17 protein-coding genes and 1 tRNA gene are annotated in these 23,940 nt (G+C 34.9%); 8 read left to right on the plus strand and 10 right to left on the minus strand.

Annotation, left to right across the window (positions count from 1 at the left end):
- Nucleotides 1–902 precede the first annotated feature (902 nt).
- Together ACP7AT_RS15260 and ACP7AT_RS15265 are read right to left on the minus strand one after the other, a co-directional pair.
- Nucleotides 903–2,738, minus strand: coding sequence for an endonuclease (locus tag ACP7AT_RS15260; RefSeq protein WP_426065289.1), 1,836 nt, complete (start codon nucleotides 2,736–2,738; stop codon nucleotides 903–905).
- Nucleotides 2,739–2,974: 236 nt separating this feature from the next.
- A complete protein-coding gene (locus tag ACP7AT_RS15265; protein WP_426065290.1) occupies nucleotides 2,975–4,501 on the minus strand; it encodes a hypothetical protein in 1,527 nt (508 codons plus the stop codon).
- Between the two features lie 115 nt (nucleotides 4,502–4,616).
- Between ACP7AT_RS15265 and ACP7AT_RS15270 the strand changes: the two genes are divergently transcribed.
- The 5 genes from ACP7AT_RS15270 to ACP7AT_RS15290 all read left to right on the plus strand — a co-directional run bounded on the left by ACP7AT_RS15270 (nucleotide 4,617) and on the right by ACP7AT_RS15290 (nucleotide 8,716).
- A complete protein-coding gene (locus tag ACP7AT_RS15270) occupies nucleotides 4,617–5,054 on the plus strand; it encodes a PaaI family thioesterase (RefSeq protein WP_426065291.1) in 438 nt (145 codons plus the stop codon).
- A gap of 126 nt (nucleotides 5,055–5,180) precedes the next feature.
- Nucleotides 5,181–6,251 carry a chorismate-binding protein gene (locus tag ACP7AT_RS15275; RefSeq protein ID WP_426065292.1) on the plus strand — a complete coding sequence of 357 codons (1,071 nt, stop codon included), beginning with the start codon at nucleotides 5,181–5,183 and terminating at the stop codon, nucleotides 6,249–6,251.
- A gap of 97 nt (nucleotides 6,252–6,348) precedes the next feature.
- A complete protein-coding gene (bshB1, locus tag ACP7AT_RS15280; RefSeq protein ID WP_426065294.1) occupies nucleotides 6,349–7,065 on the plus strand; it encodes a bacillithiol biosynthesis deacetylase BshB1 in 717 nt (238 codons plus the stop codon).
- 74 nt (nucleotides 7,066–7,139) lie between these two features.
- Nucleotides 7,140–7,215: transfer RNA gene (locus tag ACP7AT_RS15285), tRNA-His, on the plus strand.
- Between the two features lie 310 nt (nucleotides 7,216–7,525).
- Entirely contained in the window at nucleotides 7,526–8,716 is a 1,191-nt protein-coding gene (locus tag ACP7AT_RS15290; protein WP_426065295.1) for a PAS domain-containing sensor histidine kinase, read from the plus strand.
- A 191-nt stretch (nucleotides 8,717–8,907) separates the two neighbouring features.
- Here ACP7AT_RS15290 and ACP7AT_RS15295 read toward each other — a convergent pair whose 3' ends face one another.
- The 6 genes from ACP7AT_RS15295 to ACP7AT_RS15320 all read right to left on the minus strand — a co-directional run bounded on the left by ACP7AT_RS15295 (nucleotide 8,908) and on the right by ACP7AT_RS15320 (nucleotide 15,499).
- On the minus strand, nucleotides 8,908–9,939 hold the full coding sequence (locus ACP7AT_RS15295) for a M28 family metallopeptidase (RefSeq protein WP_426065296.1): 1,032 nt from the start codon (nucleotides 9,937–9,939) through the stop codon (nucleotides 8,908–8,910).
- A gap of 3 nt (nucleotides 9,940–9,942) precedes the next feature.
- Nucleotides 9,943–10,956: a DUF3667 domain-containing protein gene (locus ACP7AT_RS15300; protein WP_426065297.1), complete on the minus strand. Its 1,014-nt coding sequence runs from the start codon at nucleotides 10,954–10,956 to the stop codon at nucleotides 9,943–9,945.
- A gap of 101 nt (nucleotides 10,957–11,057) precedes the next feature.
- On the minus strand, nucleotides 11,058–11,828 hold the full coding sequence (locus tag ACP7AT_RS15305; RefSeq protein WP_426065299.1) for a dienelactone hydrolase family protein: 771 nt from the start codon (nucleotides 11,826–11,828) through the stop codon (nucleotides 11,058–11,060).
- A gap of 111 nt (nucleotides 11,829–11,939) precedes the next feature.
- Nucleotides 11,940–14,141, minus strand: a complete 2,202-nt coding sequence (locus ACP7AT_RS15310) for a penicillin acylase family protein (RefSeq protein ID WP_426065300.1) — start codon at nucleotides 14,139–14,141, stop codon at nucleotides 11,940–11,942.
- Between the two features lies 1 nt (nucleotide 14,142).
- Nucleotides 14,143–15,006: a cyanophycinase gene (locus ACP7AT_RS15315; protein WP_426065301.1), complete on the minus strand. Its 864-nt coding sequence runs from the start codon at nucleotides 15,004–15,006 to the stop codon at nucleotides 14,143–14,145.
- Nucleotides 15,007–15,046: 40 nt separating this feature from the next.
- Complete coding sequence (locus tag ACP7AT_RS15320) at nucleotides 15,047–15,499, minus strand: Lrp/AsnC family transcriptional regulator (RefSeq protein ID WP_426065303.1); 453 nt, start codon at nucleotides 15,497–15,499, stop codon at nucleotides 15,047–15,049.
- A 228-nt stretch (nucleotides 15,500–15,727) separates the two neighbouring features.
- Between ACP7AT_RS15320 and rocD the strand changes: the two genes are divergently transcribed.
- Both rocD and ACP7AT_RS15330 read left to right on the plus strand, forming a co-directional pair.
- Nucleotides 15,728–17,011 carry an ornithine--oxo-acid transaminase gene (gene rocD, locus ACP7AT_RS15325; RefSeq protein WP_426065305.1) on the plus strand — a complete coding sequence of 428 codons (1,284 nt, stop codon included), beginning with the start codon at nucleotides 15,728–15,730 and terminating at the stop codon, nucleotides 17,009–17,011.
- A complete protein-coding gene (locus ACP7AT_RS15330) occupies nucleotides 17,011–17,973 on the plus strand; it encodes an arginase (protein WP_426065306.1) in 963 nt (320 codons plus the stop codon). The genes rocD and ACP7AT_RS15330 overlap by 1 nt, the downstream gene beginning before the upstream one ends.
- An 87-nt stretch (nucleotides 17,974–18,060) precedes the next feature.
- Here ACP7AT_RS15330 and ACP7AT_RS15335 read toward each other — a convergent pair whose 3' ends face one another.
- The gene (locus tag ACP7AT_RS15335) at nucleotides 18,061–19,452 is read right to left on the minus strand and encodes a RagB/SusD family nutrient uptake outer membrane protein (RefSeq protein ID WP_426065308.1); all 1,392 of its coding nucleotides are present in this window, start codon (nucleotides 19,450–19,452) and stop codon (nucleotides 18,061–18,063) included.
- A 12-nt stretch (nucleotides 19,453–19,464) separates the two neighbouring features.
- The gene (locus ACP7AT_RS15340) at nucleotides 19,465–22,452 is read right to left on the minus strand and encodes a SusC/RagA family TonB-linked outer membrane protein (RefSeq protein WP_426065310.1); all 2,988 of its coding nucleotides are present in this window, start codon (nucleotides 22,450–22,452) and stop codon (nucleotides 19,465–19,467) included.
- A gap of 838 nt (nucleotides 22,453–23,290) precedes the next feature.
- On the opposite strand from ACP7AT_RS15340, the gene ACP7AT_RS15345 reads away from it, so the two are divergent.
- Nucleotides 23,291–23,500, plus strand: coding sequence for a DUF389 domain-containing protein (locus tag ACP7AT_RS15345; protein ID WP_426065311.1), 210 nt, complete (start codon nucleotides 23,291–23,293; stop codon nucleotides 23,498–23,500).
- The last annotated feature ends 440 nt before the right edge of the window (nucleotides 23,501–23,940 follow it).

Below are 23,940 nucleotides of genomic sequence, written 5' to 3' on the forward strand. Positions count from 1 at the left end.
ACGTAGAGCGTGCCATCATATTGAAAGTCCAATCGGAAATACTATTTTTCACAGAGTTCGATTTGGTTTGTGAAAAGCATTTACAATTGTTTTTGAGAGGAGTGCAACCACAAAAGATTTCTCGACGAAACAAACGAAAAAACGATTAAAAAGCAGGAACACTTCGGCTACAAATTTCATTTAAAAATTCAGAATTAGTGTAGTAATTAGTGTTCCACAACCAGTGATTTATCAGGTTTTTACTGATTAATTTGTTTTGGGTGGAAAAGAAGAGCGCAAGCAATAAAGAAGTAATGATTCAAAAAAAAAGATGTTTATAATCGCCGTTGAAACAAATCATACTGGCGAAATCAAAAAAGTATATTTAACCTACTTGAAGATTATTCATGCAAAGAAATTCGTAAAATATTTGATAAATATATATCTAAATCTGCGACAATAAAAAGAGACAAATAGACTGGAAATAATCCGTTAAAAAAAGGGTTTATTTTGAAACAGATAAAAAGTAACAAAGAAAAATCTTCAAAAGAATTAAATACTATAATTCATCAAGTAAAATCTTGGTTGAGAAGTACTTTTTCTTAGGTTTATAAAGAGCATATTTAGACGAGTTTAGTTACCGAATTGATAGGTCAATTTACAATTAAAACATATGTGAATTACATATTAACGGAATGAAGAACACTCAAAAAGTTTTAGATCAAGATATTACAATAAGTAAGTAAATGAACACCTCAAAACATTTTAAATACTGTATTCATAGTCTTATTTTAGATTATGATAAAAGAAAAGAAACCTAAAAGCGATTTTGAAATACAGAGTCAAGGCATCTTTTTTTTAAAATAAAAACAAATTTTTTTATAATTAGAACAAAAAAAAGCGGCAATTTGCCGCTTTTTTTATTAGTTGATTATTAATTTCTTAATGACTGAATTTGAATCCACAGTAACCCGAACTAAGTACGTTCCTTTCGCACTATTGGGCAGTGTAATTTCTGCTTTAGTGCTGTTTTTTTCTTCGAAAATCTTCTGACCGGTTATCGAATAAACTTCGATGGAGTATATTTTATTCGAATTGTTTATAGAAAAATTTCCATTGGATGGATTTGGATAGAGGGCGATATCATTTATATCCAAAGCAATACTGGTTTTTGGCGCGTTTTCGGCCATGCGGCTTCCTAAATTGTTACAGGTATCAGAAGTGTAAGAATCCCATTGGGTCGTTTTGTTGAAAGTAGTCGTTGGTGCTGTAACGGTAGATTTTCTTCGGATGGTTTGATCCGCAGCAAAGTTTGCCGTTCCACCGTTAAAAGTTCCAATGATATCAATTAAAATTCCGTTTTTGAATAAACCTAAAGCATCATTTCCATTAAAAGTCATTTCAGTTGCCGCTGTAGAAAGGTTTGCAGATGAGGTAGCATAACAACTGGACGCCATTAAATTATTTACAATAGTGAATTTACTTCCGGTAATCAAAGTTCCTGTTAGACTTAACCCTGTACTCCAGGCACCGGCACCGTTTGTTTGTTTTTTAATGGTATAAATCGATAAGTTGATCGCTGCGCCAGTTGCATTCGAAATTTCCAACGCTTTGTTGTTTGACGAACCTTCAATATATTCTGAAAATAATAAATCGGTTGCAGTTGCACTGCTCGCTGCAGCAGTTGTCACATTTACCGTGTTACTTGCGCCAGAGATATTTCCTGCGGCATCTTTAGCTTTTACAAAGAAAGAGAAGGCAGTAGAAGCGGGTAGTCCAGTAATAGTTGTTGTTGTATTTGTTACAGTTGTTTTTAAAGCATTGTTCATGTATACATTATAGCCACTCACTCCTGTATTATCAGTGGAAGCTGTCCAGCTTAATGTAACTGAATTTGATGTTGTTCCGCTAGCTACTAAATTTGCTGGAGTTGTAGGGACTTGTGCATCAGCGGTTGGGTTCCAAATGGATTGTACATATTCCGGATGGTCAATATATGGATTTCTATTGTTTTGGGAACTATATATAGCGTTATTGCGGGCAATTTCTCTTGTGCTAACCGGATCTTGATTGTGCCAAGTGATCAATAAGTTTAAAAATGAAGTGGTAAAAACTTGATTGCTAGTGCCATTGAACATCGCGTAAGAATAACCAGCAACAGTATTCTCATATCGTGTGGCAAAATAAAAGTACATTCGGGCAATATCACCTTTAAATTCATTGATAGGTTCGAAAATAGGTCCGGAATAACCAGCAGTTGTGCTGGATCCAAGTTTACTGCCGTTTCTGGAGGTCCACGTTGGAGAAGTCACTGGTCCGTGTGGGTAATTAGAACGTTGACCGTTTACTTTACCGTCTGTTGGTGTGATAAAATGGGCATCTGAAACCATCGGAGCCGCTGAACCAAAAATAGACTGCGGAATAATGTGTTCTCTATTGTAGCAATCGCCTTCTACGCTGTAGGTGCCGCATCTTTGAGTGGTGCCGGCGGAATAAGTGTAAGGATCTGTTCCTGATGGATTTTCAGAATACATGTCTAATATTGTGGCATCATTTTCATAATAATAATCTCTGTCTGAGGTTTGATAAATAGTGTATAATCCTGAATACCCATTATCTGTATGGCCTTTGATGATGTTGTACAATTGTGTTTTTAAGGTGTAACTAGTTCCGGTAGCGGTCGTGTAATAGCCACTTGGTATCTGGGCTATACTAACTGTAACGATGAGGAATAATAAGACTGAGTAGATTTTTTTCATAAATTAAAACTGTTTTAGGTTATTGGGGTTAGTTTCCGATTGTAAAACTTGATTTTCAAATTTTAAAATAGTGAAGACATGCAAATTTATAACTTTTTAAGTGGTTTATGTTAAGGAATTATGAAGATACGTGTGAATTTTTTAACATAATTAGTACCATTTTGTGCGGTCGTAATTCAATTTTTAGTTTTGCAATAAATTGTTTACTGAAGTGACATCTCAGCATTCAAAGTGATTTATTTTGGAAAAGCTTTGTTTTGGTACGCACCTAAATCCGGCGGGAAAGTTCTCGTTTTTCCTATAATATCCAACGGAATTAAATACGCCGAATTCCCTTTTGCGAAAGCGGAAGAAGTTTCGTCAATATTAAATTTGTTTCTTGAAATATTGAAGAATTTGGGATCCTTGTTCAAAAGTATCGCATTGTAATGTGCCGTATCCGTATTGAATTGATAATCGGGATTTGTCATGAATTGGTTGGCAACATTATCAAATTTAATCAGGCAATTGTTGAATTGGTATTCAAAAGCGGCTCCAGTTTTTTTTGTTAAACTCATTTCGTTTGAATAAGAACCATAAATAATGCAATTGTTAAATGTGGCTGCGGTTAAATTTTTCACTTCTGGAATTGCTCCCAAAATATAATTACTCACTAAAACCGCCACTTGTTGCGAGCTGTTCCAGTTATTATTAAAGGTAGAATGTATAAATGAATAATTTCCTCCGTAAGTGCAGGCTAAACTGGCTAATCCTGCATTATTGATGACTATATTTTCTCCATTTATTTTTGCGGTCTGCGCCAAAATTCCGTAGTTGCTGCTGTTGTAAATTTGGGTATTTTTGACAGAAACTGTTGTGCCGTCATTGTTTTGAATCAATAAACCAATGGTAGCATTTTTAATGGTGAGATGATTAAAAGTATTATTGGTACTGCCATCAGTAAGCCAAATGGTTCCCCATTGTCCTGGCACATCCGAAAAATCCGGTTCTAAACGGTCGCCTTCAAATATAACTTCGTTTTCTAGTTTATCCGTTGTTGACAGAGTTCCATTAATATTTATGGAAGCATTATTGGCTACAATGAGTCCGGAATTTGCATGGAAATGAACTCGGGTTCCTGCTTCAAAAGTGGCTTTTTTATTCGAAGGAACCGCAGCATAACCATAAATCACATAAGGTTTATCATTGGTAAACTGTAATTCATTTCCATTTACAGGATCATTTTCATCAAGGTAAAATCCCTCAATTTTTTCGGTATTTAGTGGGAGTGTTTCAGTCGTTCCATCGGCAAAACGTTTTGGATACAAGAAAACAGCATCTTGAATCAGCGTGACCAATTCTACATTTTGAAGATTTTCGCCACTGTCAAACTGAATTTTATCGGTGTATAAAAAATCGTTTGGGTTAGCATCGGCGATATTAGCGGTAGTTTCAATGAAAATATATAAACTGTCTTTGGCTAAAAGATCCACATTATTGAAAATTTTGCCATTTGTCCCTTGCGATCCATCAACGGTAATTCTGTATTTTGAGTTCAATCCTTTTCCTAATTTTATACTTGGAATAGTGATGTCATTCTTGCTATTGTTGTACACTTTAAGTCGGTACGTGCTGGAACCAATATTAGAGAAAACGGTATCTAAATAAATAGTGTCTTTCGAAAATTTCAAATCGCCAGTACTTGTTACAGTCTCAAAATCGGAACGACAGGAAAAAATTGAAAGCATTATTCCAATAAAAAGTAGTAATGGGATAGGACGCATTTCGTTAGATTTTTTGTAAAAATAGGAAAAATCTATTTCGGAATTAGAATAACAATTGTAATTACTATTTTGTGACTTATCTTTTATTTAATTTTACATTTTAAAAGCCAATAACATGACATTCGACAAAGAAAAAATACTTCAATATTGCAATCACGTTTCTAAAAATACCTTAATGCAAACATTGAATATTGAATATACTGATGCAGGAGAAGATTTTTTAGTTGCCACAATGCCCGTAAATTCGTCCGTTCATCAACCAATGGGATTGTTGCATGGCGGCGCCTCAGTGGCTTTAGCAGAGAGTGTAGGCAGTGCCGCCTCTATGCTATACGTTAATTCCGAGCTAAGTGAAATTCGCGGTATCGAAATTTCAGCCAATCATTTGAAAGCAAAACGGGACGGAATTGTAACGGCAACCGCTACGATTGTTCACAAGGGACGAAGCATTCATCTTTGGGAAATACGAATTACTGATGAAAACAATAATTTAATCTCACTTTGTAAGTTGACGAACATGGTCTTGCCAAAAAGAAAAAACGGAGATAAGTAATGAAAGCAAATGAAGCTAAACCCAAAAAACAGCTTTGGGAAAACTTGACTACTGTAATTTTTTAAAAAATCAAGCAAATAATAACACTTAGAGTTTTAATGAAATTTATATTTTAATAAATTAAAGATGATTGATTTTTTTATAAAAGTAAAGCAACAAAAAGCTCAGAATTTACCTTTTGTATTGTACAGAAAACCAAATGATATTAAACTAGTAGGTTTTTTTCAGAACAATGACCATTTATATTTTGCTGAAAATTTTGAAGAAGCAGGTTTTGTTTTTGCTCCTTTTGAAGGCAGTCAAAGAATACTCATACCTAAAAATCAATCTGTAAAATGGGAAGAATTGATTACTTTTTTGGAAGAAAATCAAGACTCAAATTTTACAGATTCAGAAGATAGTCAAGCTAAAGAAAATTTTGAAAACCTTGTTCAAAAAGGGATTGATGCAATCGCAGAAGGAACTCTAAAAAAGGTGGTTGTATCAAGGAAAGAAACAGTTGATTTGTTAAATTTTGATTTAGTTTTAATTTTCGAAAAATTAATTCAAAGCTATCCAACTGCTTTTTGCTATTGTTGGTTTCATCCTAAAATAGGATTATGGATGGGCGCTACGCCAGAGCGATTATTGAAGTCCAATGATAATAATTTTGAAACAATGTCATTAGCGGGAACGCAAAAAATTCAAGGTGCGAAAGAAGTAGTTTGGGAGAAAAAGGAAATGGAGGAACAGCAGTTTGTAACCGATTTTATTTTAAATAATCTTAAAGATCTAACTTCAGAAGTTTCCGTTTCAAGCCCATACACAGCACAAGCGGGATCTTTAGCTCATATTAAAACAGATATTGAAGGGATAATCAATGAGAATTCAAGTTTGAAACAAGTCGTTTCCGTTTTACATCCAACACCCGCCGTATGCGGATTGCCAAAAGAGTCTGCCAGAGATTTTATTATTGAAAATGAAGGCTACGATAGAGAATATTACACCGGTTTTTTAGGGGAATTAAACAAGCAAGGATATAATAATAAAGAATTAAAATCCGATTTGTTTGTCAATTTGCGATGCATGCAGATTAAAGACAATCAAGCGCATTTGTATATGGGCTGTGGTATTACAAAGGACAGTATTCCTGAAAAAGAGTGGAAAGAAAGTGTCAATAAATCTGTCACAATGAAAAAAATATTGAATTTGCAGTAATTAATCTTTGTTGCAGAAGCGACAAAATAAAGAGTTAAAGGTTGCAGGTCATATGCGCGTTTAACCACTAAGTAAAAAAACATTAAATAAATTTTAGATGAAATTAGATATACTTGCTTTTGGTGCGCATCCTGATGATGTTGAATTGGGTTGTGCAGGAACCATTTTGAAAGAAATCTCTTTAGGAAAAACGGTTGGAATTATCGATTTGACTCGTGGAGAATTAGGAACTCGCGGTTCAGCTGAAATAAGAGATCAGGAAGCAAATGCTGCTGCAAAAATCCTTGGTGTTTCAGCGCGTGAAAATTTAGAAATGAGCGATGGTTTTTTTGTCAATGACGAAAAGCACCAATTGGAAATTATAAAAATGATTCGCAAGTATCAACCGGAAATTGTTTTGTGTAATGCGATAGATGATCGTCATATCGATCATGCAAAGGGAAGCAAATTGGTTTCGAATGCTTGTTTCTTATCTGGATTAATGAAGATTGAAACTTCATTGGAAGGAGAGAAACAAAAGGCCTGGCGACCAAAATTAGTGTATCATTACATACAATGGAAAAACATAGAGCCAGATTTCGTTGTTGATATTACTGGTTTCACCGATAAAAAAATTGAGTCGATTTTGGCTTACGGTTCACAGTTTTATGATGCAAATTCTAATGAACCGGAGTCACCAATTTCGAGTAAAAACTTCCTGGAAAGCCTGAATTACCGATCCAGAGATTTAGGAAGGCTTACAGGACTAGATCATGCGGAAGGATTTACTGTAGAAAGATATTTGGCAGTCAATAGCTTAGGAGATTTAATGTAAATTTCATGTAATTTTACAAAAAAAATATTTGCAGAAGTAAACTTATGTCGTATATTTGCCACCGCTAAGCAAATGGTGGTTGTAGCTCAGTTGGTTAGAGCATCGGTTTGTGGTACCGAGGGTCGCGGGTTCGAGCCCCGTCTTCCACCCAGAAAGCAAAAGCTTCGAAGAAATTCGGGGCTTTTTTTGTGGGATAAAGTTTCGTGAAAGTATAGCAATTATTTTATTGGCGTGAATATTGTAAAAGGGAATGAAGACGGCATTGCACTTAAATATACTACTTACGATTTCACCAGTAACCCCGGTGCCGTTGTAGTTTTCCGGGCAGACATTCTTGTTTCGGGTTATAATAGTTGTTTTACATAAAACGTGTTTTCTTTTGTGTATCTTTGGGCACATTACGTAGTTAAATCAAACGAATATATACTTTCAAAATTTTAAATATTATTTACATAATTTAATGAAAAACGAGAAAATCAATACTAAAATTCTTAAAACCAATTACGTTCCGACTGCCGAATTTTATAGCCAAATAATAGATAGTTTACATGATTACTCGATTTTTACTCTTGACAATGACTTTATAATTAATAGCTGGAGTTCCGGTTCAACCAAAATATTTGGTTATGAGCCAGACCAAGTTATAGGACAGCATTTTGATATTATTTTTACTGATGAAGATATAAAAAATGGTATTCCGCAAACAGAAATTAAAGCGGCATTAATAGAGGGAAGAGCTACTGATAACAGGTGGCATATATGTAAGGACAGAAGTGAATTTTATGCTAATGGTTTGGTTTTTCCGCTTATTGGAATCGATGGTGAGATGTTAGGTTACGTAAAAATCCTGCGGGATTTGACTGAGAGAAAGAAATCTGAGGATGCCATAAAAAAATATATAAAAGAACTGGAAGATCTTAACTCGCACAAAGAGAACGTTCTTGCGATTGTTTCCCATGATTTAAGAAGTCCGTTGTCTGGAATTATTGGAACGGCAGAATATTTGAAAACAAACCTGGACCGATTAGAAACCACCAAGGCAAAAGAAATGCTTAATTTGCTTCACAAAACTGCGGTTGATGAATTAAACATGCTGGACAATTTAGTGGAATGGGCCAGAATAAAATATGCCTCGGAAGTATTTTCTCCGTCAAAAATTAATCTCTTTGATTATGTACAAAAAGTTTTTAAATCTTTGAAGGAATCGGCATCTTTAAACAACATACATCTTATTAACGAAATTGAAGCTAATACCACTGTTTTTGCAGATGGGAAAATGCTTTTTTCTGTTTTTCAAAATATTGTTTCTAATGCTATTAAGCATTCGTTACCTGACGGGGAAATTATCATTTTGGCGAAAATTGAGGCTGAAATTGCCATAATTCAAATAAAAGATTCCGGAACGGGAATGTCTAAAGAGGTGCAAGAGAAACTTTTTACTCCCCAAATGAGTACGCTATCTAAAGCAAGGAAAGATAACAAAGGTGCCGGAATTGGACTTTTATTGGTCAAGGGATTTTTAGAGCGAAATGACGGTAAAATATGGGTTGAAAGTGTTGAAGGAAACGGGACTTCATTTTATTTTACATTGCCTATTGAGGAATCTTTGTATAAAATTGACAGTGCGGATAAAATAGAATTTGACGCGTAAGTTTAGTTTTATTAGTTTATAAAAAAAGAGCTTTGAATCACTTCAAAGCTCTTTTTTTATGGGTTATGCACAAGGGATAGCAGTGGAAATCCTTTATTGTCTTGTTTTTTAACGAGACAATAAAGATTGTAACGTATAGCCCGACCACGCTGTAACGTTAGTGAAAGCGCAGATGTGCCCAAATATTCAATCTATTTTTTGTCCACAATAGGTCTTTCGGCGCGGTTTGCCAGTTCCCAGGCGGTTACAAACGCAAATTGAGCTCTTTTGGTTAACGCATCGTATTCAATTTTGTCCGCGCTGTCCGTTGGTTTGTGGTAATCAGCATGAACTCCGTTGAAAAGGAATACAGATGGAACACCATTTTTAGCAAAGTTGTAGTGGTCCGAACGCTCATAAAAATGGTTTGGATCTTTAGGATCGTTGTATTTATAATCTAAATTCAATTGCGTGTATTTAGTGTTTGCGATGGTGCAAATGTTGTGTAAATCAGTTGATAATCGGTTTGCGCCAATTACATAAACATAATTATTGCTGTCTGCGTGGGCTTCATCACGGCGGCCTATCATATCAATATTGATGTCAGTAATGGTGTTTGCTAACGGAAACAACGGATTTTCAGAATAGTAACGGGAACCATGTAACCCGTGTTCCTCGCCGGTAACATGAAGAAAAAGGATAGAACGTTTTGGACCATGTCCTGCTTTTTTAGCCATTTGGAAGGCTTGCGCAATTTCTAACAATGCAACAGTCCCAGAACCATCATCATCGGCACCGTTATAAATTTCTCCGTTTTTTGTACCCACGTGATCGTAATGGGCTGAAACTACCACGACTTCATTTGGTTTTTCAGAACCTTCAATGTAAGCCCAAACGTTTTCTGAATCCGGTAAATTTTCATTGCGCTTAGCGTTCAGAAAAGCAGCCGGAATTTTTTGGTAGAAGTCAGAAGCTCCAGTAGGGAAGCTGATATCGTTTTTTTTGTATTGATTGACAAGGTAAACGCCCGCTTTTTTCTGACCTGCTGAACCAGTTTCGCGGCCTTCCATTTCGTCTGAAGCTACGATGTACAGGTGTGTTTTTAGTTCTTCAGCGGTAATTGTATTCATGTAATTTGTTGGGTCGACATGAGTGGTACTTACTTTTTGAGTAATACTTATTTTTTGAGTAGTACAGCTTATGGTTAATGCGACCATGAAACCTAATAAAGGGATTTTTTTCATTTTTTAATGTAAATTAATAAAGGTGTAAATAACAAAGATTGATAATATGATAATAATCAGCACGAAGTTAATAAAAAATAACAAACTGCTTTTTAAGAAAGATATTAAGCGGGTTTCACCATAAAAACGATGATGCGCGGGATAGAAATAATATATCATCCATCCGATACCAATAAAATTAACCAGAAACCGAATTAGAGAAATGAAACTCGATTCTGAAATTGGTGTCAGTCCTTTGTTAATGAGGAACAGTAACAAAAAAATTAGTAATAAAAAGGAAAAGTAATGTAAGGTAAAAATACCGTGATCAAAGTAATACCAGCGTTTTTTATTATGGAAAAGCCAAAGAAAAAAAGCAAATATTGGCATAAATACAAACAGAACTTTGGGTAAATTATGGGTGAAGGTGCGTACGAATTTTTCAATAATTTCGCTTTGTGTGTTTTTCTCTTTAACTAATTGGAATTTTTTAATTATCCAATAACTGAAATCAGATAGCTTTTCTGATTCCGGAGCATTTTTTTGGATAGAGTCCAGTTGTTCCACGGAGGCGTATCCAAAATTAAATAAGTGATCTTCTTCTTCTGAATCCGTATGGTTCTTTTTAATGGAATCATTTTTAGATAACGTATCTTGAAATGATTTATTTTTAGTGGTAATGCTAGATTCCTTTTCGCCCGTATTATCGGGGGAATTGATCTCACTTGGGAAAATGGTAATCAATAAAAAAGTGATAAAGCTTATAAAGATATACAATCGAACTGGAGCCAAATAAGACAATCGTTTTCCCGAAAGGTATTCTTTAGTTAGTTCTGCAGGTTTGAATAAAAGATTTTTTATGGTGCGCCAAAAAGCGTTTTCGTAATGTGTTAAATCCTCAAAAAAGTGAATAAAGAGATGGTAAAACGTCTTTCGGGTATCAGTGTTTTCTTGTCCACAATTTGGACAGAATTTATTTTCTACCACGAATCTGCAGTTAAGGCAGGTTTTGTCGTTTCGGATTTTACTTTTAGACATAAACAAACAGTATAAATTCCAGATTTTTTGTTACATTTTAATTTATAAATCTAACAAAAAAACCGAACTTATACTGTTTTTAAAAACTTATATTTTCTGCGTTATTTTAAAACTTCTTTTAGGAAAGAATTCATACGCTCCCACGAACGTTTAGCAGCTTTTTCGTTATAAGCGGCACCTTTTGAATTATCGTTTCCAGCTTCTATTTCAGTAAAGGCATGTACTGAATTCGCGTAATAAATCATTTCCCAATCTGCTTTACTATCTCTCATTTCTTTTTGAAATGCGGCTACTTCTGCAGCTGGAACATACGTATCATCTGCGCCGTGTAATACTAATATCTCTGCAGTTATTGGATTGTTTATTCGGGAAGCATCACGACCTAAACCTCCGTGAAAAGAAACTGCACCTTGAATTTTCATTCCTGCTCTCGCCGCTTCAAGTGCTCCTGTTCCCCCAAAACAGTATCCAATCACTACAATATTGTCTGGGTTAGCACCCGCTTTCACTAACTGATCCAAAGCCAATTGTATGCGTAGTTGATAATTCGCTATATTACTTTTGTAAAAACCAGCTTGTTTAGCAGCCTCTTGTGTGTTAGTTGGGTAGTTTCCTTCACCATAGATATCTGCCACAAACGCATAGTAGCCCATTTTTGACAGTTTTTCTGCTGATTGTTTGGAATGCGTATCGATTCCTTTCCAAGCGGGAATGATTAAAATTCCGGGTTTGGTTGTGCTTCCTTTTTTGGGACCAGTTGAAAGTCCATTTAATTTTTGATTTCCATCCGTGTATTTTACGGCTTTTAATTGTGCAAATGCACTACTGGAAAATAATAATAACCCTAAAAAGGTAAAGAAAATATTTTTCATATTGTATTTTTTATTTTTACAAATGTCTCAATTAATTTGTCCTAAAATTAAGACTTTGATTTTTTTATCTTATGACAGTATTTTTAATTCTTATTATCAAGAGTACAGCAATTATTCTCCCGGATGGTAGGTCTTTTCGGCATTTTTTTGCACGTCTTCTTTATAGAATAATATGTTTTTAAATTGTCCTTTTTGGTACATTTCAGCCTGATCGTAAAAATGTTTTGATTTTAAATCACCGCTGTTTCCACCTGCCAGTAAAGACTTAGCTTTTATTTTAGATCCAAATTCGACTGCGCACACAAAACTGTTGCCGTTAGTTCCGTAGCGTTTTTTAGTATTTTTTTGATAGTTGCTTTTAAAAGCGGGTAAACTTCCCCAAAGCGCCGGTCCGTATCCGATCGGTAAACTTTCCAAAGCATCGTCATAAACCATTGTTATTTCACCGGAAGTTCTCTGGAAACGGTTGATTTCTCCCCAAGGAATTTGCCAAGTTCCAAATTTAATTTTCAGTTCGTTTACCACCATTTGCAATTGCGGAATCAATTGATTTGGAAAAGCATTTTTCGCAAAATTACGGGTGTTCTCTACTTGGTCCAATTCTCCTTCATTAGTGTATACTTTTTGAATAATTGGATCTAATTTATAAGCCCATTCCACAGCTAAGGTTGTTGCGACAGAATTTTCCCTGCTGTAATAATCCCAATTTTTCAAAAGGGTTATCGGTTCTAATAGTGCTGCGTAAAGCGGATCTGCGGCAGTGATATTTTTCTCAAAACTGGAAATCAACGATGGAATTAAAAATTCGAAAGCCGTCAGTTTCGTGTCGTAACCATCAGTAATTACTTTGTCTAATGTATACTGATTGCCTTTACTCAATAATCGAACAGCATTTAGTCCTCTAAAACTTTCTCCGTCCGGGGCCATGTACGGTAAATAGTTTTCTTCTTTTGGACTGTTATCACCCGCCACGGTATATGGTGTAGAGTTGCAGTTTTGCAACCAGCCGTTTATGGGATTGTAGGAATGAACCGTTTCTGAAACTTCGTGTAAGCCTTTCCATTGTGTTGCTGGTGTTGTGCCGTCCATCACTTTTGACCAATTAAGTTTTTTGTCCCGAATTGGGACAAAATTCCCATGCCAGTATGCAATATTTCCTTCTTTATCGGCATAAACGGTGTTGTTTGAGGTATTGGCTTTCAAATCCATTGCCTTTTTATAATCTTCAAAACTTTTCGATTTAGTTCTCACCCAACTTTGTTCCAGTCCTTTCATCGAACGATTATTCGATCTTAAGCTTATCCATTTTCCGTCTCTTTTGGCCATGATTGGACCGTGATTGGTGTAATACGTATTGAATGTTTTGGGAATGAGTTTCCCGTTTTCCAGATACTTGATAATTATTTTTTTTTCGATAACTGGAACTAATTTGTTGTCGTATTCGTAAAATAGTTTGTTGTTATTAGTCACTATTTTCTCAGCATATATATCCGCAACATCCACATTTGACGAGGTATGCATCCAACCGCAATTTTCGTTAAATCCTTGGTAAATGAAAAATTGCCCCCAAGTCACTGCTCCATAGGCGTTCAATCCTTCTTCGCTACTCATTTGTATTTCTGGTCTAAAATAAAAAGTGGTATGCGGATTAATGTATAAAATTGCATTTCCAGACGCCGTTTTTGATGGAGCAATTGCAAATCCGTTAGAACCTGTTTGCACATCTTTTTCACGTTCTATGTACGACACTTTATCGGTGTTTCCGGAGTAAAAAGCTTTCAATTCTCCGGTAGAAAGATCAGCGGTACTAATGGCTCCAATACTTCCATCGGTCCAAAGTAATGGAAACCAAGGTTCGAAATGAGTCAGCAAAGCGGGTTTTACTTCGGGGTGATTGTGTAGGTAAAAGTTGATTCCGTCCGCGTAACTGCTTAATAATTTTTTTAACCAAGGTGCTGCTTTTTTATAATCGGCTTTGGCTTCTTCGGTATCAATCAAAAGTTTTATTTCCAAATCATTATATAAAACCGACTGTCCTTTGATTTCGGAAAGGCGTCCCAGTTTTTCGATATAATTCATTTCTACCCGTTTGAAATCATCTTCACATTGCGCGTACAGCATTCCAAAAACTGCATCTGCATCGGTTTTGCCATATACATGCGCAATTCCCCAGTTGTCTCTGATAATTGTTACTTTTTGCGATAGTTTTTTTAGTCTTTCTATTTCTTGATTTGATATCTTTTGTGCAAACATGGAAAAACTAAAACAAATAACTAAAATTGTTAATGGCAAATCATTCTTGTAATATTTCATTTTATTGAATTTTAAATTTTTGACCTTCAGTGTAAATAGCCATTTCTAAGCTTTTGATACTAACTAAATTTTCTTTTTTAGATTTGGCGATTCCTTTTGGTTTTTTAACGACAATAACTTCGCTTGAGCCAACAATTTCGATTTCTTTGTTGCGAACAATCAAGGCGGTACTTTCGTCGACGCCAATTCCGATATGAGTTGGAAATTCAACTAAAGCAGACAGTAAGCGATTATATCGGCTTCTTTTTAGAAAATGCTGATCGATAATTACGTTTTTGACAAGTCCCAAGCCTGTAGTTGTTTCCAAATTGTCATATCGAATATTGTTAAAAGTTTCGCTATATTTGGATTCTAATTTTTGATTTCCTGTAATCATGTGTTCACACATAACTGCTGCTCCTGCACTTGTTCCGGCAATTGTACTTCCATTTTCGTACGCGCGGTGAATTGCTATATATATAGGAGTGTTTTTCACTACGTTCATGAAGCGAGATTGATCGCCTCCGCTGATGAAAATTAGTTTGGCATTTTGCAACGAATCGTTCAATACTTTATTTGTAGCTGTTGTTTTGTCGAAATTCAGCATAATAATTGGATTCGTGGTCAGTTTTTCGAATTGTTTTTTGAAATAAATGTAAGCACTGTCCGGTTCCTCGCTCGACATTGGTAACACGACAATATAATCGTTTTTTTGCAATTCAGATAGGTTTACTAATTGTGTCATCATTGCATCAGAACGTTGTCCTCCTCCAATGATGAATAATTTTCCCTTCAATTTTTGAGCTTGCAAAGTTCCAAAAGATAGAAATAAAAGCGTGCCAATAACAAATTTAAAATAGAGTAGGGAGTGAGTCGGTTCCTTCATGAATTATTTTTTGGAGATTAAGTCGGCATTTGAATAATAATTAGAGAGAAACGTTTCTTTTAAAAGCGCAGCCCAATTCAATTATGGAATCGGTTTTGGCAATACCGGGAATATTGTCTATTTTTTCGTACAGGACTTTTCGCATGTGTTCGTGATCTTTGGCTATGATTTTTATGTAAAGGGTAAAAGATCCGGTAATATAGTAACATTCTGTTATTTCCGGAATTTTTTTCAGTTCTTCAATAATTCTATCAGAGTCTTGATCTTTATTTAACGTAATTCCCGTAAAAGATCCCCAATCATACCCCACTTTTTTTTCATTGATTACTGGTTTTATCCCTGTAAGTATTCCTTGTTCCATCAATCTGTGGATGCGTTGATGCACCATGGTATTTGATATTTTTAGATTGGCTGCAATGGCTGAATATGCCATTCTTCCATCTTTTTCTAATTCTTTAATAATATTGATATCAAATTCGTCTACTATGTCCATGTTGGTTTAATTATAAATAATGCTCTTATGTTTGTATAAAAGTACTTATTTTTATTTAATTCGGAATATGTCTTTAAATTGGTTCTAGAATTCTTAAATGACTTATTTTAATCTAAATTAAATAAATATTTTTACATAAGATCTTTTTAAAAGTCAAAATATTTATTTTATTGGTAAATTAAAAAAAAACAGTAATTTTGTTTTTTCAAATAGTAAATTCGAAATATCATGACACATACAGAGCAAAACCTGTCTTCAAAATCTGAAGCGTTGATAGCAAAAGAGAATCAATACGGTGCGCACAATTACCATCCATTACCTGTGGTTTTAGAAAAAGGCGAAGGCGTTTATGTCTGGGATGTGGATGGAAAGAAATATTTTGATTTTCTATCAGCATATTCTGCCGTTAATCAAGGGCATTGTCATCCGAAAATTGTTGGTGCTATGATAAAACAAGCACAAACATTGACCTTGACTTCACGTGCTTTTCATAATGATCAATTAGGACCTTTTGAAGAATATGTAACCAAGTATTTTGATTTTGATAAAGTATTGCCAATGAATACTGGTGCAGAAGCTGTGGAAACCGCTTTGAAATTATGTCGAAAATGGGCGTATGAGGTAAAAGGAATTCCTGAAAATCAAGCACAAATTATCGTTTGTGAAAACAATTTCCACGGAAGAACAACTACTATCATTTCATTTTCGAATGATGAAAATGCACGTAAAAGCTTTGGACCATATACAGCAGGATTTATTAAAATCCCATACGATGATGTTGAAGCATTGGAAAACGTATTAAAATCAACTTCAAATATTGCAGGATTTTTAGTTGAACCTATTCAGGGTGAAGCTGGAGTTTATGTTCCCTCTGAAGGATATTTAGCAAAAACGAAAGCGCTTTGTGAGGCACATAATGTTTTATTTATTGCAGATGAAGTACAAACGGGAATCGCGAGAACCGGAAGATTATTGGCAACTTGTGGAAATTGTGAATGCAAAAAAGGTTGTGAAAACAATCCGGAAGTAAAACCAGATATTCTTATTTTAGGTAAAGCTATTTCAGGTGGTGTTTACCCAGTTTCGGCAGTTTTAGCGAATGATCATATTATGAACGTAATTAAGCCGGGACAACACGGATCTACTTTTGGAGGAAATCCTATTGCTGCTGCTGTTGCCATTGCAGCGCTTGAAGTGGTAAAAGAGGAAAATTTGGCGCAAAATGCTGCTTACTTAGGTGAAGTTTTAAGAACTGGACTTAACGAGATCGCTTCCAGAAATCCTTTAATTACATTGGTTAGAGGAAAAGGATTATTGAATGCCATAGTTATCAACAGTGATGAAGAATCCGATTTAGCTTGGGATATTTGTATGAAATTTAGAGATTATGGGTTATTGGCAAAGCCAACACACGGAAACAAAATTAGATTTGCTCCGCCATTAGTAATTACGGAATCTCAAATACACGAATGTTTGGCTATTATTGAAAGAGCTTTAAACGATTTCAGATAATGGGAAAAACGATAAAATTAATAAAGAACCGATCTGATATTGGTGCAGGTACGCGAGGATCTGACTTAGGGATTGATGCTATCGAGATTGCAGCAATTAATAAAAACAGCGATTATTTTAATCAATTTGAGTTTGAAGATGTCAAAACGCACAACGAATCAATATATGATAAAAATCGAAGTTCTTCAGCTAAAAGAATTGAGCACGTTGTGGAGCAATGCACCAGGGTTTGTAATGCGGTAAAGAAAAATATTGAAGGGAATTATTTTCCAATTGTATTATCGGGAGATCATTCTTCGGCATTAGGAACGTTAAGCGGAATCAAAGCGGCATATCCTGAGCAAAATATTGGCGTATTTTGGATTGATGCGCATGCCGATTTGCATTCGCCTTACACTTCACCATCTGGAAATATTCATGGAATGCCATTGTCTGCTGCCCTTGGCGATGATAATTTGAGTTGTCAGAATAACGAAGTTCCCTCTGAAACACAACAGCATTGGGAGGATATGAAAAATATTGGCTTTAAAGGACCAAAAGTTTTGGCTGAAAATCTGATTTATTTTGGTGTGCGTGATACTGAAGAAGAGGAGGACAAGCAAATTGAAAAATTGCATATCAAAAATTATAAAGTTGATGAATTAAGGTATCGAGGTTTGCAGAAATGTGTCGCTGAAGCGTTGTCTAAATTATCGCACTGTGAGGTATTATATATTTCTTTTGATGTGGATTCCATGGATTGTAATATGATTTCTTGTGGAACAGGAACGCCGGTTCCTAAAGGTTTTGATCAATATGAAATTATAGCAATCATCAATCAGATTATCCAAACCAAAAAAGTGGTTTGTATCGAATTTGTGGAGGTTAATCCGTTATTGGACACCAAAGGAAATAAAATGGCAGAAACTGCATTTGAAGTTTTAGAGTCCATAACTTCAGAACTTGTTAATCCTGTTGAATAGTTTTTTTCGAATTTATAAAAAAGCCCGAAATCAAAATTGATTTCGGGCTTTTTAATTAATGGTTTTTTCTAATAGTATGGAATTGTATTAGCCTCCGTAACCAGGATTTTGACTGATTTTACTATTTGTATCCATCTCTCTTAGCGGAATAGGAAATACCAATAAGTTGTCATTATATGGAATCAATTTCGTTCCGTCTGCAAAAACATCAATTGAAGCCTTTGTTCTTTTTAAATCGTGAATGGCAAAACCTTCCATGGCTAATTCTAATTGGCGTTCTCTTAAAATAGTAGCTAAGGAAATGGTTAGAAAATTTGTAGCATTTGCACGAGTTCTCAGTAAATTAACGTCAGCTAATGGTGTATTTCCAACAAAAGTTCCAGCTCTGAAATTGGATTCTGCTCGAATCAGGTACATTTCAGCCAAACGAATTAAGGGAACATCGCCAAATTGATTGGTATATTTAGAAGTCAATCTTCTTCCATTGTCTGGATTGATGTAATTAAAGTTTCGTCTTTCGTCAGCAGGATCTGTAAATTTAGCTAAATAAGTAGATCTGATTTCGATATCGCCTCCACGTCCACCATTGTTTTCAGAAGCATATAAAATTGTCATTTCATTTTCTCCAGTTTGTTTTGTGATTTGGATTGCAAAAATATCCTCACTTTGGTTTACATCGTGGTTGAAAGCGTTGGCATATTTTGTAGATAATGAGCGTCCGCTGTTTTTTATTACATCATCAGCCGCATCTCTGGCAGCTATATAATTCCCTTGTTGAAGATAGACTCTTGCTAATAAAGCTTTCGCAGCATATTTATCAGCATAAAAACTATTGTTTTCCGGAAGGTCATTGTAAGCCAGATTCAAACCTGAGATTATTACCGCATACACTTCGGCAACAGTGCTTCTTTCTTTTGCTAAATCAACAGTGAAATCATATATTGCATTTGGTCGGATAACCACACCCAATTGTGTATTTGTCTGACCTGCTTCAAATGGTTTTGCAAAGAATCGAACCAAATCAAAGTACGCCATTGACCTTAAGAAATTGGCTTCAGCAACCATTGTCGCCTTTTTTTCCGGATCTGGTACTTTATCTATATTTTCAATAACAGTATTGGCCGCATTTATTATTTGATAGTTTCTGGCATAAATTTGCTGAACAAAAGCATTGTTTACAAGAATACTTTTAGAATACATTTGTCGGCATTCGCCAAAAGTACCTCTCCATCTAAAGTCAGTAGTTGCAGTTATACCAGTTTGTGCCAATAAATCAGCAGAAGTCAATATTCTGCCTCCATAGACATCGCCGTCAGCCGCGGTAGCATAAGTGCCTGTTAGTATATTAGTAATACCGGTTTCAGTGCTTAATGTTACTGTTGCATCTTCATTTTGTTTCGGATCAATTTCTAATTCATTATCACAACTTGCAAAAAAAGTAGCGAAAAGAATAAATAAGATTAATTTATTTGATTTCATTTTTTTTAATTTTTAAAAATTAATATTTACTCCTAAAGCAATTGTTCTTGCAGGTGGTGCCGAATAAAATTCTTCTCCAATACCCGCATCATCTCTTCTTGCTTCTGGGTCATAACCAGAATAGTTTGTGAATGTAAGCAAGTTGACACCCGTTGCGTAAAGGCGTACGCTGCTCATTCCTAGTTCTTTAATAGCACTTCCTGATAAAGAATATCCTATTGTTAGGTTTCTTAAACGAACAAAATCAGATTTATCTAAAAATCGTGTTGATTCTCCAGTTCCGTTACTTCCGTACAATCTGGCTTGCGGAACATTAGTGATATCGCCAGGATTTTGCCAACGATCCAATTGATCAATCGTTTGGTTGTCAAAATAATCAGCAGCAACCGATTGATATTTTCCTGCTGAGTTGTAAATGCTAGCTCCCCATTCTCCTTGGAAAGTGAAAGACAAGTCAATTCCTTTATAGTTGATGGTGTTGGTCATACCAGTCATCAATGTTGGGAAAGGATTTCCGGAAACAACTCTTGAAGCCTCAGCATAATCATTAGTTGTTGATTTATCCAAAGATCCATCAGCATTACGGGTATTTTTTACATACAATGCATCACCGTTAGCAGGATCAACTCCAGCATATTCTGCCAAGAAAAAGGAAGATATATTTTCACCAACTCTGTTAATCGTAAATGCACCAATGATATCTTTATTATTGTTTGGCATGGACACTACTTCAGATTCATTAGTTGTAATGTTAAAGCTGGTATTCCATTTAAGATTCGCCGACTCAATGTTTTTTGTATTTAAAGTAAATTCAACTCCGCTACTTTGTACTTCACCAATGTTTTGATTGATAGATGTCGCACCAGAGCTTAATGCTAATGGTACACTAAACAGTAATCCATTGGTATTTTTTTTGTAGTAATCAGCTTCGACACTGATTCGGTTTACTAAACCAAATTCAACACCAAAATCGATTTGAGTAGACTTTTCCCAAGTAAGATTATCATTTCCTGCTTGAGAAAAAGAAAGTCCTGATTTTAAGTTGTAAGGATTTGAGCCGTATAATTGGCGGGAAGCAAAATTGCCTAATTCTGCATTTCCTAATTTACCCCAACTTCCTTTTAATTTTAAAAAAGTTAAAGTAGTATTGTCTTTTAAGAAACTTTCCTCTGAAATAATCCAACCAGCTGAAAAAGCTGGAAAAGTACCAAATCTTTCGTTTTTACCAAATCGAGAAGAACCATCACGACGAATACTTGCTTTGAAAATGTATTTGTCATCAAATGAATAGGTGATTCTACCAAACTGAGAAACAAAAGTGTAATCAGTTTCATTACCTGATCCTGCAGAAACTTCTGCTCCACCGTCTACAGTTTGAAAAGAGTCATTTGGAAAATAAATACTAGTTACACTTTGAAACCTGCGATTAAATTTATTAAACTCCACACCGGCAACGGCATTAATATCATGTTTCTCGCCAAAAGTTTTATCAAAGGTTAAATAATTACTGTAAATGTACGTCTCGTTATTTACAGAAGTGGCGAAAGCTTCACCATCAGTAGCCATAAAAGGAGAATCTTTCCCATACCAAGCATCTTCTGTCTGCGACAAAAGGTCATAAGAAAAATCAGAATTTACTTTTAAAGAAGGGATAATCTTAAATTCTCCGTACACTTTTCCTGTAACTCTTCTCATTAATGTTTTCCAAAACGAATTGTCAATCGCTAATAAATAATTCGCATACAAAGTATTTGGATTAGCAGTACCGTCCTCAAAACGATCTGGAGACAATGGTGATTGTGCTACGGCTTGTAATGGAGTCGTGAAAGAGTTATCATCCTGAATACGATCAATTTCTGATCTAGAGAAACTTAAATTCATCCCAGCAGTAAAGCGGTCTGAAACTTTGTGGGAAACATTTGTACGAGCGGTAATTCGTTCTAATGCATTGCTATTTATAATTCCTGTTGTATTGTTGTATGCGCCAGAGAAGAAATATCTGGTATTTGCATCTCCCCCTGATACTGAGAAATCAGCATCGGTATTAAATCCGTCTTGAAACGCAGTATTCTGCCAATCAGTGTCTACTTCTCTATTTCTCCAATCTGTACCTTGTGCCAAGAAATCGAAAGTATCTTCGGCTTCAATAGCATCGCCAAGTCCATTGATGGAAGCTTCTGTAAAAAGTTCGATGTATTGATCCGCGTTCAGGAATTTTCTTTTGTTTGTAGCCTGACTAACTCCTTGTGAAAGATTGATCGAAAACGTTCCTTTGCCTTCTTTTCCTCTTTTAGTAGTTATCAATACCACACCATTTGCTCCTCTGGCACCATAAATTGCGGCTGATGATGCATCTTTTAGCACATCAATAGATTCAATCTCGTTTGGGCTCAAGGTTAGTAATGGGTTGGTTGGTGCGCCATTACTGGATTCATTTGTTGTTACCAAAGGAATTCCATCCAAAACATACAATGGCTGTGTCCCGGCACTGATACTGGCGGCACCACGTACACGAATGTTTATGCCTCCATCCACTTTACCGTTGGTTTGTGTGATTTGAACTCCAGCCAATTTACCAACTAAAGCATTTTGCACATTCGATACCGGAATCTGTTGGATATCTTTAGCTGTTACACGAGCAATATTATCCGTTAATTTCTTTTTGCTTTGGGTTCCATAACCCACAACAACGACTGTTTCTAATTGATTTGAAGCGTCACCAAGCTTTATCAGCATAGAAGAAGATCCTGAAATTTCTACAGTTTTCATCCCCACGAAACTGACGATTAAAATTTGTCCCTTTTTTGCATTTATGGTAAAATCTCCATCGAAATTAGTTTGTGCACTAATTGTTGTTCCCTTAACAATAATGTTAGCGCCGGGTACTGGTAGTCCGCCCATGTCAGTCACTTTACCGGACAAGGTACTTTCTTGAGCAAATGTCAATTGCACGGACAGTACAATTAGTAAACTCAAAAATTGTTTGAATTTCATTTTCATTTTGGTTTGGTTTAAGATTAATTGAGTCAAATATCCAAATAAAATGTTAATTATATTTCATTATACTTAATAAAAATGTTTGTATGTTGTTTTATTATTGAAAATTTAATTTTTATTGAATAAAAAAACAGAATTCATAAAAATATCTTATTAACAAATTAAATTTTGACTCGCTGTAAGTATTGTAACAGGTACGAGTAACAAAAATCAAATTAAAAAGCATTTGGAAACTCTTGAATAGACTTGTTAAGAAATTTACTGGCACAACATATTTATTGAAGTAGTAAACAGACTCTACATCATATATTTTACTTAATTAGTCACGTTTCAGATAAATGAGAAAATTTTCATTTAGTTCAAAAATGTTCATCTTGCTGTTCTCACGGATGATTGTAAAGATTAATTCTTAATTTTTGAATCTTATTTTAGTGACAAATAAACATGGAAGCGTAAATAAAGTAGTAAATTTTTTTGACTTACCTAGCGTTTAAGAATACAAAAAGAAAGTATTGGATAATGTCACTTCAAACATCTCTTTTCAAGGATCATCTTTATAAATTTGGGCTTATGCGGTAGTGGCTTTTATCAGTTTGAATTTGAATTTAACGGCTATTATTACTTATGACCTTATCATTTAACATTTTATGGGACCAATTACTGGAGCCGGTTTTGGTTTGATAATTTATTATTTTAATTGATGTAAAAGATCATTTAAAACTTACCTATCGCCACAATGGTGAGTTTGGTGGTTTCTAAAATTTACTTTTATTTGAGTCCTTTAAAAGACACATAATTAGTATTTTTAACAAGAACATGACCCAAAATTTAAGATATTTTTTTGCTTTTTTTTGGAGGGCTCGTTGGAGTGATAGCCATTACAAAGGTAGAAAAAGAAAATCCTATTCCAGGAGTTGCCATCGCAACTGCATTAATGCCTCCTTTGTGTACTGCGGGTTATGGCTTAGCTTTGGGAATTTTAGATTTTTTTTTGGTGCGATGTATTTGTACACTATTAATTGTGTTTTCATTTGTATTGCAAGCCTTATAATTGTTAAATATTTGAAATACCCATGTGTTAAACAAACCAATTTTAAGACAGAAAAGAGAGTTAGGTTTATAATTTCTTTTTTGACATTAGCTTTAATTGTTTCCAAGCGTTTTCTTTGCATATCAGCTTTTTAAAGAAAAAAAATACAAACAAAAGGTAGAACAATTTTTGAAAGTAGAGTTTTTAGATAAAAGAGATATTGTGCTTTACAAAAAAACGCAGTTCACTTCAAATCCCAAAAAAATAAACATTGCTTTTTTGCGAAAAAGGTTGGATAAGGACAAAATAAAACGACTGAATGAAAAATTGAAATTGTATGAATACTAGATTCAACTAATTAATGCAACTTTTAGGGGGGAGATAAAGATATTTTTTCAAAAGAAAGGACTTTTAAAAAGCCCTCTCTCTCGAATGGAATAAATGTTCTTTATTTGCTCCTG

This window comes from Flavobacterium sp. DSP2-3-1 (assembly GCF_049896865.1).
GTDB lineage: Bacteria > Bacteroidota > Bacteroidia > Flavobacteriales > Flavobacteriaceae > Flavobacterium.